13 protein-coding genes and 2 tRNA genes are annotated in these 15,556 nt (G+C 41.8%); 13 read left to right on the top strand and 2 right to left on the bottom strand.

All coding sequences use genetic code 11. From position 1 onward, the window contains the following. Positions 1-18 precede the first annotated feature (18 nt). From PJIAN_RS09490 to PJIAN_RS09475, 4 genes are all read left to right on the top strand, one after another. A complete protein-coding gene (locus tag PJIAN_RS09490; protein WP_068704389.1) occupies positions 19-2,451 on the top strand; it encodes a TonB-dependent receptor in 2,433 nt (810 codons plus the stop codon). 126 nt (positions 2,452-2,577) lie between these two features. Beyond that, on the top strand, positions 2,578-3,228 hold the full coding sequence (locus PJIAN_RS09485; RefSeq protein WP_068704387.1) for a DUF47 domain-containing protein: 651 nt from the start codon (positions 2,578-2,580) through the stop codon (positions 3,226-3,228). A gap of 6 nt (positions 3,229-3,234) precedes the next feature. Further along, positions 3,235-4,278 carry an inorganic phosphate transporter gene (locus PJIAN_RS09480; protein ID WP_068704385.1) on the top strand — a complete coding sequence of 348 codons (1,044 nt, stop codon included), beginning with the start codon at positions 3,235-3,237 and terminating at the stop codon, positions 4,276-4,278. A 120-nt stretch (positions 4,279-4,398) separates the two neighbouring features. Continuing rightward, positions 4,399-5,799, top strand: coding sequence for a DUF5723 family protein (locus PJIAN_RS09475; protein WP_068704383.1), 1,401 nt, complete (start codon positions 4,399-4,401; stop codon positions 5,797-5,799). A 38-nt stretch (positions 5,800-5,837) separates the two neighbouring features. On the opposite strand, the gene PJIAN_RS09470 is transcribed toward PJIAN_RS09475, so the two are convergent. After that, positions 5,838-5,909: transfer RNA gene (locus PJIAN_RS09470), tRNA-His, on the bottom strand. A gap of 114 nt (positions 5,910-6,023) precedes the next feature. Between PJIAN_RS09470 and PJIAN_RS09465 the strand changes: the two genes are divergently transcribed. After that, positions 6,024-6,713 (top strand): DNA alkylation repair protein, encoded by a 690-nt coding sequence (locus tag PJIAN_RS09465; protein ID WP_068704381.1) that lies wholly within the window; start codon positions 6,024-6,026, stop codon positions 6,711-6,713. Between the two features lie 39 nt (positions 6,714-6,752). On the opposite strand, the gene PJIAN_RS09460 is transcribed toward PJIAN_RS09465, so the two are convergent. Continuing rightward, positions 6,753-6,825, bottom strand: a tRNA-Met gene (locus PJIAN_RS09460). 312 nt (positions 6,826-7,137) lie between these two features. On the opposite strand from PJIAN_RS09460, the gene PJIAN_RS09455 reads away from it, so the two are divergent. The 8 genes from PJIAN_RS09455 (at position 7,138) to PJIAN_RS09420 (ending at position 15,536) form a co-directional block, all read left to right on the top strand. Next, positions 7,138-7,947, top strand: a complete 810-nt coding sequence (locus tag PJIAN_RS09455) for a hypothetical protein (RefSeq protein ID WP_153802539.1) — start codon at positions 7,138-7,140, stop codon at positions 7,945-7,947. A gap of 3 nt (positions 7,948-7,950) precedes the next feature. After that, positions 7,951-10,020 (top strand): ComEA family DNA-binding protein, encoded by a 2,070-nt coding sequence (locus tag PJIAN_RS09450; RefSeq protein WP_153802538.1) that lies wholly within the window; start codon positions 7,951-7,953, stop codon positions 10,018-10,020. A gap of 277 nt (positions 10,021-10,297) precedes the next feature. Then, the gene (hisG, locus tag PJIAN_RS09445) at positions 10,298-11,149 is read left to right on the top strand and encodes an ATP phosphoribosyltransferase (protein ID WP_068704375.1); all 852 of its coding nucleotides are present in this window, start codon (positions 10,298-10,300) and stop codon (positions 11,147-11,149) included. Between the two features lie 31 nt (positions 11,150-11,180). Then, complete coding sequence (gene hisD, locus PJIAN_RS09440) at positions 11,181-12,500, top strand: histidinol dehydrogenase (RefSeq protein ID WP_068704373.1); 1,320 nt, start codon at positions 11,181-11,183, stop codon at positions 12,498-12,500. Positions 12,501-12,528: 28 nt separating this feature from the next. Continuing rightward, the gene (gene obgE, locus PJIAN_RS09435) at positions 12,529-13,671 is read left to right on the top strand and encodes a GTPase ObgE (protein ID WP_068704371.1); all 1,143 of its coding nucleotides are present in this window, start codon (positions 12,529-12,531) and stop codon (positions 13,669-13,671) included. A gap of 29 nt (positions 13,672-13,700) precedes the next feature. Beyond that, positions 13,701-13,922 (top strand): DUF4834 family protein, encoded by a 222-nt coding sequence (locus PJIAN_RS15080; RefSeq protein ID WP_068704368.1) that lies wholly within the window; start codon positions 13,701-13,703, stop codon positions 13,920-13,922. Positions 13,923-13,933: 11 nt separating this feature from the next. Beyond that, positions 13,934-14,932, top strand: a complete 999-nt coding sequence (locus PJIAN_RS09425) for a geranylgeranylglycerol-phosphate geranylgeranyltransferase (RefSeq protein WP_068704366.1) — start codon at positions 13,934-13,936, stop codon at positions 14,930-14,932. Between the two features lie 22 nt (positions 14,933-14,954). Then, positions 14,955-15,536: a Maf-like protein gene (locus PJIAN_RS09420; protein WP_068704364.1), complete on the top strand. Its 582-nt coding sequence runs from the start codon at positions 14,955-14,957 to the stop codon at positions 15,534-15,536. The last annotated feature ends 20 nt before the right edge of the window (positions 15,537-15,556 follow it).

Genomic DNA, 15,556 nt, shown 5'->3' with positions numbered 1-15,556 from the left:
ACTAAATGTGATTTTTGAATGAAAAGAAATGTGATTTTGTTGTTGGCCTGTCTTTTAAGTTTAAATGTTCTGTTTGCCGAGACGGTAATAAAAGGAATTATAAAAGATGCAGGTACCAATGGACCGCTTGGGTATGTTAATGTGGTTTTGACAAAGCCGGGTCAAAAGATTCCGGTTGCAGGTGCAGTGACTAATGATCAGGGCACTTTTTTGCTGTCTAAAGTAAATAATGGTAAATATCAGCTCGAAATTTCGTTTGTGGGATATACTCCTGTAAGTAAATTGATAACTGTTGCCGGAAAGACTGTTGATTTAGGTACTGTACTTTTGTCGGAAGACAGTAAAACACTCAACGAGGTTCAGGTTCGTGGGCAAGGTCCGCAAATGAAACTGGAGATTGATAAGAAAGTCTTTACGGTTGATCAAACAATTGCGGCCGCTGGATCGTCTACTTCTGAAATGCTTCGTAATATTCCTTCGGTCGATGTGGATAATGATGGAAATATTTCATTGAGAAATAATGCTAACGTCGAAGTGTGGATCAATGGTAAACCTTCTGGTTTAAGTGCAGATAACCGCGCACAAATACTGGAACAAATGCCGGCAGAAAGCATTGAAAAGGTTGAACTTATAACAAACCCTTCGGCAAAGTATAACCCTGAAGGATCTGCGGGTATTATTAATTTAATATTAAAGAAGAACCGGAAAGCAGGGTATTACGGATCTCTTTCGTCCGGAGTGATGATTCCAGAAAACGGTAAACTGGGATACAACGCTGGTGCAAGTATTAATTACAATAGTTCGAAAATTGATGCGTTTGCCAGTGTTGGAATGCGTGGAATGTCAATGTCGGGTGGGGGTTGGAGTAACAGATATACCATCGACCCTGCAACCAACAATGTATTGTCGCTTCTTAAGCAGACAAATGAATCGACCCGAAGCATGCATGGGCCTTTTATCAGGGGTGGCCTTGATTTTCATCTTGACGAAAAAAGCACTCTTGGTTTTTCCGGATTTATGATGTTTGGTTCGTCAGACGGACCATCGACAATCAACTATCAGTCATTTGATGCAAATAATAATCTGGTACGTCAGTTTTCAAGAGAAAATACTTCGTCTGGAAACCGGAATATGTTTAATATTGACTTAAACTATAGAAAAGAACTGGATAAAAAAGGCAGCGAATTGTTGGCTACACTCTCTTTTTCGAATCATCCTAATAGTTCTGATGCCGGACATATTCAGTATGACAATTTAGGGTTGATGACGTCGCAGCAATCCCAGCATACCAGCGGGAAAAACCCAGAAGCAGAGTTGAAGGTTGATTATACGAAGAAATTTTCTGAAAATAGCAGACTGGAAGCCGGGTTTGACGGAAACTATGAAGTGCGTAATTCTGACATCACAGGCTATACGAACGGGTTGTTTGATACGCGCTTAAGCAATGAATTTGATTATACAGAAAGAAATTATGCAGCTTATGCAACTTATGCAAGCAAATGGGGTAAGTTTGGTGCGCAATTTGGACTGAGAGGAGAACTTTCGGATATTAATTTTACTTCTGATGGTAAAGATTATTCAATTCATTACATACAGCCATTTCCCAGTGTTTATCTGAGTTATGCCATGGATAAAAGCAATGAATTTCAATTGAATTATACCCGTCGACTGAACCGTCCCCGTGGCCGCTCATTGAACCCGTTTATTGATACATCCGACTCAACAAGTTGGTACTTTGGAAATCCTACTTTGACACCGGAATATACGAACTCGTTTGAGCTGAACTATCTGAAAAGTTGGGAAATGCACTCGCTTTCCGCATCTTTGTATTATCGTTATACCACAGATGTAATGCAATCGGTACGTTGGCTGGAAGGTGGTATTATGATGAATACGACAATGAACGGAGCCAAAACAGAGTCTGCCGGTCTTGAAGTTGTTATGAAGAATAGCTTCTTCCGCATCTTGAGCCTGACGACTACGTTTAATGGATTTTACAGTAATTTGCACACGGGACAATACTTTGTAGACAATACAACGATCAATATCCCCGGTAAAGAAAGTTTTTCATGGAATGTGAAATCGATAGCCAATGTTATGTTGCCGGCCAATTATTCTATGCAGCTTATAGGTGCTTATAGTGCCCCTTATTATGTGTCTCAGGGAAAGAATAAAGGCAATTACTCTCTTGATTTTGGGTTGAGAAAATCGTTCTTTAATAGAAAACTGACTGCGAATTTGAATGTAAGAGATGTCTTTAATTCCCGTAAATTCCGTACAGATACTTGGGGAACCAATTTTACCCAGCAGTCTGAAAGTTATTTTAACGGCAGGGTAATCGGGGTAAATGTGTCTTATAATTTTGGCAACGGAAAAGCCTCCCGTAAGCAAAAAGGTAAGCAGTCCAATGAAGATATGAATAACAATGAGAATATGATGGATATGCAATAAATTAAATAATAGTAACATTATTTTCTTGTTACAATGGAATGTCCATGGTAACTTTGACGACAAAATGCCGGAGAAGTTTTCATGGACATTTTTATATCTAACTTACTATTATCTAACCACTACTGAATGAAATCAAATTTCTTTGCCAAACTCTTTATTCCAAAAGAAAGAGTTTTCTTCGACTTGTTTGAGGAAGATACCAATAACATTTGTTTAATCGCGCAATTGTTACTTCAGTTAGTAAATGAACCGGATGAGGTAAAGCGTCGTGAGATTAAAAACAAAATGCACGATGTGGAGCATGCTAACGATCAGGTTACTCATAAAGTCCTTGAAGAACTGGGCCGTAATTTTATTACTCCGTTTGACAGGGAAGATGTACATAGTTTAATCTCCGCCCTGGATGATGTGACAGACTTTATTTATGTAGCGGCTAAGAGTATGTTGCTGTATAAAGTAGACCCTACACACGATCAGACAATTGTTGCTACGGTGGATTTGATTCATAAGGCAGCGGAAGACCTTAATGTTGCTGTGCAGGGACTTCGTGATCTGAAGAAAACAGATCAGGTTGTAAAGGCTCTGGTGCATGTCAACAGCATCGAAAATCATGCAGACGATCTTTTGTATACTGGTCTTGAACGTCTGTTTGATCATGAAAAGGATATGGTACAGATCTTAAAAAGACGCGATGTTTATTATCAACTGGAAACGGTAACCGACAAATGTGAAGACGTTTGTGACGTTATCGAAAATATAATGATTAAATACGCATAACCAGCTATGAGTTTTACGTTATTAATCATCATTATTCTTGCCTGCTTTGTATTTGATCTGATCAATGGATTTCACGATGCCGCGAATTCTATTGCTACGGTTATTTCAACGAAGGTGTTGACTCCTTTTCAGGCCGTTTGCTGGGCCGCTTTCTTTAATTTTGTGGCTTTTTGGATCTTTGACCTTAAAGTAGCAAATACGGTGTCAAAAACCGTTCATCCCGAAACGATCAACCTGGTTGTAATTCTGGCGGGTGTCATTGCGGGTATTACCTGGAACCTGATTACGTGGAGGTTTGGTATTCCTTCCAGTTCGTCGCATACGTTGATGGGGGGCTTTGCCGGAGCGGCAGTGGCTCATGCCATGAGCTTTAGTGTGGTGAATTCGGAAGTGATCGAAAAAACAGTTTTGTTTATCTTCGCAGCACCACTTATTGGTATTGTGACCGGGTTAATTATTGCAACAATCGTGATAAATCTTTTCCGGCGGGTCAATTCCTATAAGGCCGATCATATTTTCCGGCGATTGCAATTGTTTACTTCTGCGTCTCTTAGTTTGGGTCATGGTGGATCAGACTCTCAGAAGGTAATTGGTATTATTATGGCAGCTTTGGCTGTTTATAACGGATACTGTGCGAAAAACGGGATATACGTTCCAGAGTGGCTTGCTCACAAGGATATGCATCATGTTCCGGAATGGCTGCCGATTTCATGTTATACGGCAATTGGCTTAGGTACTTTGATGGGTGGTATGCGAATTATCAAGACAATGGGAACGCGTATCACTAAAGTTACTCCTTTTGAAGGTATTGCTGCGGAGACAGCCGGTGCTATAACGTTGTACGGAGTTTCTCAGGGGCTTGGGGTGCCGGTAAGTACAACGCATACCATTGCAGGGTCTATTATGGGTGTTGGAATGCTGAAGCGTATTAGTGCGGTGCGTTGGGGAATAACCCGTCAGCTGCTTGTCGCCTGGGTAATCACTATTCCTATAAGTGGAATGATAGCTGCGATAGTCTACTGGATATTTAAAATATGCGGTGTGCATTAAATAGAAAAGTATAGAATGGAGACTGCTTGAGGTGTTATCTTAAGCAGTTTTTTTGTTTTTGTGGAACAATCTTGTTTTTTGTGGCGTTATTTTTGTATTCATCCAACTTTACTGAGTCGAATGAAAAAAAACAATTTTTGGCTATTTCTCTGCCTGGCTCTGCTGCTCCCTTGTGCTCTTCATGCGCAAGTAAATATGTTGTATTACATGGAGAATGTTCCGGCTCGCAACGTTCTGAATCCGGCGTTTATTCCCAGTCAAAAATTTTATATTGACTTGCCGGTTATTTCCGGTGTGGCTTTCAGTGTCGGCAATAACTCGGTTTCGGCACAAGATATTGTGGTGAAAAAAGGAGATGAATTGGTTCCTGAATTGCAATCTAATGCCGATCATAGTCCGTTTTTGAATAAATTGAAAACAACAACCAATATCACCTCGGAGTCCCGGGTGAACTTGTTGGGTTTTGGTTTTAGGTTGCCGGAGGGTTATTTTACATTTGGTATAAGTGAGCGGGATCGGGTAGGGATAAATATTCCGAAATCATTAGTCCGGCTTGGATTTGATGGCGCTCCGGTGGCTCTTGAAACCAAAAAATACAATCTTCATAAAATTGGTTGCGATGCATCGGCATATTTGGAAATGGCGTTCGGTTATTCCCGAAAAATAGATGACAGTTGGACTGTAGGCGGAAAAGTGAAAGTTTTATTTGGCGAGGCTCATGCAGATCTTTCTTTTTCAGAATTAGGACTTGATGTCGGAGATCAGTATATTGATTTGTATGGGAAAGGTAAGGCCCGATTTACATCCCCTGTTGCAGTCTCGCAGCGTAGTGACGGATTGCCTTATATTCGGCAGGAGGATGTCAAGCTGGATAAGATGCTTCATCCGGTAGGGTTTGGTCTGGGGCTTGATGCCGGAGCAGCTTATCGGTACGATGACAGGCTTCAATTTTCAGGATCTATAGATGACATCGGATTTATTCGTTGGAAAAAAAGTGATTGGGAGGGGAATTTGAATGCGCGTACATCTTATAAGAGCTGGGATTTTACTGTTGATAATGCAACTTCTAACTGGGGTCAGCAGGTGGGCGATTCGCTCAAAAATTCATATAAATCAACGTTTGATGCTGCGCATGGATATGTAAAGGCGCTGGCTGCAACGGTTCGTTTGGGGGCTGATTATGACCTGATAAAAAAGAAAATTAATCTCGGGTTGTTGTGTGTTAAAACGTTTGGGGGAAGATATCGATACAATGAAGTGCTGGCTTCTGTAAATTTCCGCCCGTTTTATTGGTTTAACGCTTCTGTGGGCTATGGATTGATAAATGGTAATATGGGGAGTTTGGGCTTGGGGCTGAACTTGATAGGAGGTCCGTTTAATTTTTTCGCAACAACGGATTATTTGCCACTCTCTTATACATCTAATAATATTCCGTACAAGTCAAAATATGTGAATGGCCACGTGGGAGTAGCTCTTACATTCAAAGATAGGGTACGTAAGCCTTTGTGTCATTGTGAATAAAAAAAGGAATAGTAATTATTACTATTCCTTTCAAAAAGGGTGGCAGATGGGGTTCGAACCCACGACCAATGGAACCACAATCCACTACTCTACCCCTGAGCTACAGCCACCGTTTATTTGCGGTGCAAAAGTAGTGTAAATATCGTTTGAAACCAAGCTTTTTGGGTAAAAAAAAATAGATAATTGCAAGTGTCAGTATTTTAATAGATTATAAATAGAGTGAGATGTCGAAATATATATATATCAGTGCAGAAACCGAGCGTCAATTGAAGCAAATTCGCCGTAGTATTTATCTTAAGATGAATGGTGTGACCGCTGATAGAATGGTGTCGGATGGTGTCGCTTACGCTAAAAATTATGGAGTGTCATTACCGGAATTGAAACAGATGGCGGGCAAAATACCACATGACAAGGGGCTCGCGGAAGCTTTGTGGCGAGATAAGGTTCGGGAGACAATGCTGCTGGCAACCTTTGTTTATCCGGTTGAGGAATTTGATGAAGACCGTGCCGCTGCATGGGTGGCGGATGTGATGACGTTGGAGCTTGCGGAAAATCTCAGCAAAAATTTGTTGGGAAAATTGTCATATATTGGTTCTGTGGCTGAAGCCTGGGTAAATTCTGAAAATTATTGGGTATGTGCGGTCGGCTTTTTTTCTGCGGCCTTTGCCGTTGAGCAGTTAACTCAGGAGCAAAAAAAAGCCTTGCTGTTGAAGGTGAAGCAATGTATTAAGGTTAATGAGGTGCCTGTTTGTCGCTCTATTGCTTTGTTTTTGCGTAAACTGGGCGGGCAGTCTCAGGAAGATGTGCGAACTGTTATGTCGTTTTTGAATGATTTCGCAATGTCTCAAGCGCGCGCGGAGCGATATGTTTATGAGGAAGTTAAAACCGATTTAGAATATCGGTTCGATATTTAAAAAGCAAAAGGGAAAGATTTAATCTTTCCCTTTTCTGTGTTGCGGAGGATGGACTCGAACCACCGGCCTCCAGGTTATGAGCCTGACGAGCTGCCAACTGCTCTACTCCGCGATTTTGTACTGCAAAGGTAAGGACTTTTTCCTATTTCGCAATAGCTGGCAATGAAAAAACAAAAATATTTTTTCATTGCCAGCTAATTTGTTTATATACAGTTGATAGTGTTGGTCCTATAGATCGTTTTTCTTTGTTTTGATGCCCTAAAGAGGAGGCTTTGTCGCTGCTTTGGGGTTTGAAGCCCTGTTTTCTTTCCGAAAAAATGGCTTTTGCCGGATGAAATGTGATTTGTTTTCTATTGTTAAATAGATTTATGTATCAAAATTACGTTATAATGAGAAAATAAAAAATATATATTATATTTACGGCATGAAAAAGTGTTTAGTTAATGTAGTATTTATACTGGTGAGTCTTTTTTGTCATTCTCAAACGGCAAGTGTATTGCCCAAATCTTATTTTGCAGGAGGAGTTTCTGTCACTCAAAAAGGTGATTGGCAGGGATTTGATAATCCGGCGTTGTTGGCAGTGCGGGAGCAGTGCGGACTTTCGTTGGTTTACGAAAATCGGTTTGCAATGAAAGAGTTATCAACGCAGCAACTTTCGTTTTCTTTACCGACTTCATTGATTAATATAGGAGTGGCAGTTTCTCGTTTTGGATATTCTTCTTATAATGAAAAACTTGCCGGAATTTCTTTTGCCCGCACTTTTGATGAATTGTTTTCCATGGGTGTGCAATTTAATTACTATATGGTTGCATTTTCTCGTTCTCTTGGGAGCAAGGGTGTTGTGGTGCCACAAATCGGCTTGTTTTCGGAAGTGACTCCGGAATTTTATCTTGGGTTGAATGTGTTTAATCCGATGCATCAGCAACTCAAGTACCAGGAAATCGTAAAGGATTTGCCTTGTTTGTTCACGATAGGAATGCAGTATCGGATGACTGACTCGTTTCGATGGTTGTTGCAATTTGATAAAGAGGTTAGTAGTCGGTTGATTGTCAGAAGTGGTTTTGAATATTATCCCACGCAGTCGATTGTGGTAAAATTGGGAGGATATGGCGCTCCACTAACACCGACTTTGGGATGTGGTGTGACGGTTGGTGGTTTTGTGTTTGATGTCAATTTTGAACGGCATCCCGTCTTGGGCATTACATCTGTGGGCGCATTAAGATATAATTTCTGAGAAATGAAGATGAGGAGAGTTCTGTTTGTCATGTTCTTTATATACATGTTGTGTTTTGGTTTTGTTCTAGCGCAGGATAAGCCCGAAAATACAGCCGCTGTTATTGAACGTATTTATGAGCAGATGACATCAGATGGCGAGGCTGATGTGGATTTAACTACTCTGGAAGACGATTTGAATTATTTTGCCCGCAATCCGATTAACATTAACAACACTAATAAAGAAGAGCTTGAAAAGTTGCAATTCTTGAGTGATAAGCAGATAGAGAATTTTCTTTACTATATGTACCGCCAGAAGCGTATGCAGACAATTTATGAGCTTCAGTTGGTTGATGGATTTGATATGTTTTTGATTCGTAATTTATTGCCTTTTGTCTATCTGGGTGATTCGGAGGGGAAGAAAGGTAGGAGGGAGTCACTCTCGAAAATGTTGAGAGATGGGATAAATGAGCTTTATATCCGAAGTGAGCGAACGCTGGAAAAGAAATCGGGCTATGAAAACACAATGGATAACGCCGGAGCGGAAGCAACTGATAAACGGTATTTGGGTGGTCCTGAGTACTTGTCTCTGAAATATTCCTTTCGCTATAAAGATAAAATAGATGCCGGCTTGATTGGCGAAACGGATGCCGGTGAGCAGGTTTGGGGACAATATCACAAAGGGTTTGATTTTTATTCGGGCTATCTGCAACTTGCCAATTTTGGGAAGCTGAAAACGTTGGTTGTTGGGAATTTCAGAGCTAATTTCGGAATGGGGTTGGTGATTCATCCGGAGCTGAACTTTGGAAAGTCCACGGACATTATGAATGTTCTGCCCAGAAATTCGGGTTTGCGGAAGAGTTCGTCTGTCGATGAGTATAATTTTTTACGAGGAACCGGGGTGACGCTTCGGTTTGGAAAGGCTGAGGTTTCAGGTTTTTATTCCTATAGGTTCATTGACGGCGATTCGGCGGGAAATACATTTTCGAGCATTAAAACAGATGGCTTGCACCGTACGTTGAGTGATCTGAATCGTAAAAATGTAATATCAATGCAGGTGTTTGGTGGTAATGTGAATTATCGGTTTTCTAACGCGAATCTCGGGATTACGGTGACAGATACGCGCTTGGGTAGAGATTTTCAGCCCGATCTAAAGCCATATAATGTGTTTTATTTCAGGGGGAATCATCAGTTGGCCGCGGGTTTAAATTACCGTTTTAAATGGAATAAATTTACGTTTTTTGGAGAAGAGGCGACTCAGTCGGCTGGCGGCTATGCTATTTTGAATGGATTTACGGTCTGTCCGGTGTCCACCGTTAGTTTTGTGGTGCTCTATCGTCTCTATTCTAAGCAGTATGACGTGTTGTTGTCAAATGCATTTGCGGAAGGTTCCAAAGTGAACAATGAGGAGGGGTTTTATCTCGGATTCGAGGTGCATCCCGTTAAGCGCTGGAAAATAACGGGGTACATGGATGTTTATTCTTTCCCCTGGTTGCGATATCTGGTGAGTCGGCCGTCCGACGGATATGATGCTATGCTTGAAGCTGATTTTCTGCTTAATAAGAAAGTGGAAATGCTCTGGAGAATCCGTTATGAGCAAAAAGAGAAAAATCAAACAGGATCGGAAACTGCTGATTTTACGGACAAGTATACAAAGGCATCTTTGCGTTACAAACTGCTGTTTTCTCCCAATGAACGTTGTGTGTTGAAAAGTACGATTGAGACAAATAGTGCATCGGGTAGGGATAGTGAGCTTGCATTTGGTTTTTTGTTTGCTCAGGAACTTTCTTGTTCTTTTCGAAAATTGCCTTTGTCATTTGACGTTAGGTATGAACTCTTTGATGCGGTTAACTACGAAAATCGTATTTATAGTTATGAACGCGACATCCTTTACGCATACTCGGTTCCGATGCTCTATGGAAGGGGTAGCCGGTGGTATTTGAATTGCCGGTGGCAGGTATCGAAAAATATATCCCTTTGGATGAAAGTTGCTGAGTCGTTGTATGCGGATCGATCAGAGGTTGGTGATGGTCTGGAAAAAATAGTAGGAAACCACAAAACCGATGTCAGAGCCATGATTCGATTCCGGTTTTGAAATAGAAAACCGCGGAAGTCGTGAATTTTTGATATTTTGAGATAAAAAGCTGTGTTTGACGCCGATATTTTTGTACCTTTGTGCTCTATTTCAGAGTAGAATGAATACGACCCTCAATTTATTATCGCATCATCATCAATGAGCTGCATCGCAACGGTGGGCAAATGGGATGTTGTACCTAATTGACTTGGCTTACCGTTAATCGGTGAGCTTTTTTTGTAAATGGCGGAATAGAAACAATATAAAATACTTTATAAACCCATTATTACAGACTATTATGTTACGAATAGCAGTTCAATCGAAAGGACGTTTGTATGAAGATACGATGGAGTTATTCTCCGAAATAGGTATTAAACTCAGTAGCGCAAAACGCACTTTGCTGATTGCCTCGACCAACTTCCCTGTTGAAGTCCTGTTTTTGAGAGATGACGATATTCCTCAATCGGTAGCCGATGGTGTTGCTGATGTGGGTATAGTGGGCGAAAACGAATTTGTAGAGCGAAATGAGAACGCACTTATTGAAAAACGCTTGGGTTTCAGTAAATGCCGTTTGTCTTTGGCTATCCCTAAAGAAGAAGATTATAAGGGTGTTAGCTGGTTTGAAGGAAAGAAAATAGCTTCTTCTTATCCTCATATCCTGAACACCTTTCTGAAAAAACAAGGCATTAGTGCCCACTGTCACGTTATTACGGGATCTGTTGAAATTGCTCCTGGTATTGGTCTTTCGGATGCTATTTTTGATATCGTAAGCTCCGGTAGTACACTGGTTAGCAATCATCTGAAAGAAGTTGAAGTGGTGATGAAATCGGAAGCTGTGTTGATTGGAAATCCTGAACTTTCTGCCGAAAAAAGAGAAATTCTCAATGAGCTGATGTTTCGTATTGATGCTGTGCAGGCCGCTGAAGGCAAGAAATATATTTTGCTGAATGCTCCGAATGATAACATTGAAGATATTATAGCCGTGTTGCCCGGTATTACCAGCCCGACCATTATGCCACTGGCAAAAGAAGGTTGGAGCTCGATGCACTCGGTATTGCCTGAAAAACGTTTCTGGGAGATTATCGGAAAACTGAAATCACTGGGAGCAGAAGGTATATTGGTATTGCCAATTGAAAAAATGATTATGTAAGAAAGCGCTTTCGCTTGTTAAGATAAGAATTATGCAAATTGTAAAAAAGCCGTCGAGACAGGAGTGGCCGGAACTGCTCAAACGCCCTGAAATAGATACTACCAGCCTGTTTGGTACTGTGGGTGAAGTTTTGGAAAATATTCGTCAGAACGGCGATAAGGCTGTTTTTGAATATGAACTGAAATTTGATAAGGTTCAGTTATCGGCGTTGCAGGTGAGTGCAGAAGAAATAGCAGAAGCAGAAACTTTGGTGCCTCATTTGTTGAAAGAAGCTATTTCGCAGGCAAAACGGAATATCGAAAAATTCCATGATGCCCAGAACGATGAGCTTCCTTACATGAATGTGATTCCGGAGGTGCGCTGCTGGCAAAAACGGGTTGCAATCCAAAAAGTAGGTTTGTATATTCCGGGTGGTACAGCTCCTCTGTTTTCGACAGTGTTGATGCTTGCTATTCCGGCTCAGTTGGCTGGTTGTGAAGAAATTGTACTTTGCTCTCCACCCAATGCCGAAGGTAAAATTCATCCAGCAGTTTTGTATGCTGCCAATTTGTGTGGTGTTACAAAAATATTCAAAATTGGTGGTGCACAGGCAATTGCAGCAATGGCCTATGGTACTGAAAGTGTGCCCAAGGTGTATAAAATATTCGGTCCCGGAAATCAGTACGTGACGGCGGCCAAGCAATTGGTAAGCCTGAAGAATACGGCAATTGATATGCCTGCCGGACCATCGGAAGTGGCAATTATTGCCGATCATACGGCCAAGCCGCGTTATATTGCTGCCGATCTGCTTTCGCAAGCGGAACATGGTGTTGATAGCCAGTCGATTCTTATTACGACTGATGAGGCGCTTATTGTGGGGGTTCAAGATGAGGTAAAATCACAGCTCGAACTATTGCCCCGCAAAGATTTGGCAGAAAAAGCACTGCAACATAGCAAGATTATCTATATCCCAGATATTGAAGAAGCTATCGAGTTTACGAATGAATATGCACCGGAGCATCTGATTATCATGACGCATAACTACACGGTAGTGGCTGAGAGAATTGTTAATGCAGGCTCGGTATTTTTGGGAGAATACAGCCCCGAAAGTGCCGGAGATTATGCCTCGGGAACAAATCACACGCTGCCTACCAACGGTTACGCAAAAGCTTACAGCGGGGTGCATCTCGACAGTTTTACCAAAAAAATAACTTACCAGGAACTATCCCGCGAAGGATTGTCGATGTTGAGCAACGCTATTGAGATAATGGCTGAAAATGAAGGACTTATTGCTCATAAAAATGCAGTTGAGGTACGCTTGGAAAGAGTGTACCGCGAAGATGATGATTACTCCGATTCATGGAGAAGATAAAAATAAAAAATAAAATCAACCGATTTATATGGCTGAAACCAATTTTGTAGATTATGTGAAGATTTTTTGCCGTTCCGGAAAGGGCGGTCAGGGATCGATGCACTTCCACCGCGAAAAATTTGTGCAGAAAGGAGGCCCGGATGGCGGCGATGGCGGTCGTGGCGGGCATATCATTATGCGTGCAAATAAAAATTACTGGACACTGATTCACTTGAAATATGCGCGCCACGTATTCGCCGGAGACGGTGGAGATGGCAGCAGTAGCCGTAGTTTTGGTAAAGATGGTGAAGACAGAGTTATTGATGTGCCTTGCGGAACCGTAGCTCACGATGCCGAAACAGGCGAATTTATTTGCGATGTAACGGAAGACGGGCAGGAAGTGATTCTCCTGAAAGGTGGTCGCGGAGGACTTGGTAACTGGCATTTTCGCACGGCTACCAACCAAACTCCACGGTTTGCACAACCGGGAGAACCCCGCGAAGAACGTCCGGTTATTCTGGAATTGAAAGTGTTGGCAGATGTTGGTCTTGTCGGTTTTCCGAACGCCGGCAAATCGACGCTTTTGGCCGCTATTACAGCTGCTAAACCCGAGATTGCCAACTACCCGTTTACAACGTTGGTGCCCAATTTGGGAATTGTGCCTTACCGCGACAATAAGTCGTTTGTAATGGCAGATATTCCAGGAATTATTGAAGGAGCACACGAAGGAAAAGGTTTGGGGTTGCGTTTTCTTCGACACATCGAACGAAATGCCATTCTGTTGTTTATGATTCCCGGTGATACAAAAGATATCGCCGAAGAATATAATGTCTTGCTCAATGAATTGAAACAGTTTAATCCTGAATTGCTTGATAAACAGCGGTTGTTGGCCGTTACAAAAGCAGATCTGCTGGATGAGGAACTGATTGAGGCTTTGAAAGCCGAATTGCCGGAAGTGAAATTTATATTTATCTCGGCAGTCACCGGCTTTGGTATTCCCGAACTGAAAGATATGATTTGGGAAGAGTTGAACGATGAGGCGAACCGTGTAATGACGATGACTCACCGTTTGCCTGAAAATGTGGTTCTTCCTTCCGAACACGAATCAGAGGAAGAAGATATGGGAGACGACGAAGAAGAAGATGAGGATGATTTTGACTATGAAAATCTTGACCCGGAAGCTTATCGTTAGTCTGTTTGCGTTAAATTTAATCTGAGTATATGGGATTTTTTCTTTTCCTGTTTTTATTCATACTTGTTCTTGGGCTTGCTGTAGTAGGCAGCGTACTTAATTTTTTCCTCCGATTGTTTTCTTTCGGCCGAAAGGGACATGCTTCGACGGCAAATCAGGGGGAAGGTACTTCTTCAACAGCACGGTCGGATCGGAAAGTTTTTAGTAAGGAAGAAGGTGAATACGTCGATTTTGAAGAAGTAAAAAATTAAGTCTGCTTGTTATGCATAATTATTTACAGCTGGTTAGATATAAAAATCTGATTATCATTTTATTTCTTCAGTGGGTAATGCATGCATGCGTTATAAAACCAGTGTTGCTACCCTTTAGAGTACCGTCGGCTACCCCGGAAATTGCTTTCTGGTTGTTGGTGTTGTCTACTATTCTGATAGCTGCCGGAGGTTACATTGTCAACGATTATTTTGATGTGAAGATTGACGAGATCAATCGTCCGGATAAGGTGATTGTTGGTAAGAATATCTCCAAAAAATCAACAATGAGGCTTTATCAGATATGCACGATAATTGGGTTGTGCATTGGTATTGGTCTTGCAATATGGGTGCGCAATGTTACGTTTGGTTTTTTATTCGTGGCAATCACCGGATTGCTTTGGTTCTATTCGGCCAGTTATAAGCGCCAGTTCTTAGTTGGCAACCTGATTGTGGGGGTGACAACGGCTTTGGTACCTTTTATGGTCGGTTTGCTGGAAGTATCATTTTTACATCGCACTTATGGCGAACTGTTAGACTTTACGCCTGTAGCGCCGTCCATTTTTTCGTGGATAAACGGGTTTGCCCTGTTTGCCTTTTTGGTAACTCTTATCCGCGAAGTGGTGAAGGATATGGAGGACGTTGAAGGTGACCGGGAGATGGAGTGTCGTACAATGCCCATTGTATGGGGAATATCGCGTTCCAAATGGGTCGTTTATGGATTGGTGGCAGTCGTAATCGCAGCGGCAGGGTTTTATGTGTCAAAGATTCATTTTGCCAACGACACGCTGACGATGCGTTATTACATATTGGGAATTGTAGTACCATTCATTTACTTTTTCTATCTCATTATAAGGGCGAAGCAGCAATCTTCGTTGCATCAGGCTGCCGGATTTCTTAAATTTATAATGGTAGTCGGCATTTGCTACAGTTTTGTCTTTTATTTCCTGCAGGCGCGGGCATACGGTTTCCCGTTGTTTGATTTGTTTATGATCAACCAGCCTGCGGTCTGAATCTTTGCTAAATTTTTTTATCGTGCTTTCCAATCTATCTTCCTACAATATCATTTTAGCGTCGCAGTCGCCACGTCGGCAAGAACTTTTAGCCGGTTTGGATGTCCCTTTTACGGTTCATGTGCTCCCCGATCTGGAAGAGGTGTATCCGGATACACTTTCGGGTGATGAGGTAGCTCTTTATCTTGCAAAACACAAAGCGTCGGCATATCAGCATTTATTAGATGGTAATACGTTGGTGATTACAGCCGATACCATCGTGTGGTGCGATGGTCATGTTCTTGAAAAACCTATCGACGAAGCCGATGCAAAACGTATGCTGGCTCATTTGTCGGACAAAACCCACACGGTGTTTACCGGAGTTTGCCTGCAATCGAAAGAAAAGCAGGTGGCATTTTCAGTTTCCACAGAGGTGCGTTTTGCCAAATTGACGGCAGAAGAAATAGATTATTATGTAAAGAAATACCGCCCGATGGATAAAGCCGGGTCGTATGGAGTGCAGGAGTGGATTGGTTATGTGGCGGTTGAATCAATTAATGGCTCCTTTTATAACGTAATGGGATTACCGGTTCAACGGCTGTATGCGGAACTGAAAAAATGGTAACCGTTTTTAATTGAACAAAA

It is taken from the genome of Paludibacter jiangxiensis, from assembly GCF_001618385.1.
Taxonomy (GTDB): domain Bacteria; phylum Bacteroidota; class Bacteroidia; order Bacteroidales; family Paludibacteraceae; genus Microbacter; species Microbacter jiangxiensis.
This window is presented reverse-complemented; position numbering and strand designations above follow the sequence as displayed.

What these genes read in the sequence shown, in the direction of transcription:
- PJIAN_RS09490 (WP_068704389.1), top strand. Translation starts at nt 19, where the DNA reads ATGAAAAGAAATGTGATTTTGTTGTTGGCCTGTCTTTTAAGTTTAAAT.
- PJIAN_RS09485 (WP_068704387.1), top strand. Translation starts at nt 2,578, where the DNA reads ATGAAATCAAATTTCTTTGCCAAACTCTTTATTCCAAAAGAAAGAGTT.
- PJIAN_RS09480 (WP_068704385.1), top strand. Translation starts at nt 3,235, where the DNA reads ATGAGTTTTACGTTATTAATCATCATTATTCTTGCCTGCTTTGTATTT.
- PJIAN_RS09475 (WP_068704383.1), top strand. Translation starts at nt 4,399, where the DNA reads ATGAAAAAAAACAATTTTTGGCTATTTCTCTGCCTGGCTCTGCTGCTC.
- PJIAN_RS09465 (WP_068704381.1), top strand. Translation starts at nt 6,024, where the DNA reads ATGTCGAAATATATATATATCAGTGCAGAAACCGAGCGTCAATTGAAG.
- PJIAN_RS09455 (WP_153802539.1), top strand. Translation starts at nt 7,138, where the DNA reads ATGAAAAAGTGTTTAGTTAATGTAGTATTTATACTGGTGAGTCTTTTT.
- PJIAN_RS09450 (WP_153802538.1), top strand. Translation starts at nt 7,951, where the DNA reads ATGAAGATGAGGAGAGTTCTGTTTGTCATGTTCTTTATATACATGTTG.
- hisG (WP_068704375.1), top strand. Translation starts at nt 10,298, where the DNA reads ATGTTACGAATAGCAGTTCAATCGAAAGGACGTTTGTATGAAGATACG.
- hisD (WP_068704373.1), top strand. Translation starts at nt 11,181, where the DNA reads ATGCAAATTGTAAAAAAGCCGTCGAGACAGGAGTGGCCGGAACTGCTC.
- obgE (WP_068704371.1), top strand. Translation starts at nt 12,529, where the DNA reads ATGGCTGAAACCAATTTTGTAGATTATGTGAAGATTTTTTGCCGTTCC.
- PJIAN_RS15080 (WP_068704368.1), top strand. Translation starts at nt 13,701, where the DNA reads ATGGGATTTTTTCTTTTCCTGTTTTTATTCATACTTGTTCTTGGGCTT.
- PJIAN_RS09425 (WP_068704366.1), top strand. Translation starts at nt 13,934, where the DNA reads ATGCATAATTATTTACAGCTGGTTAGATATAAAAATCTGATTATCATT.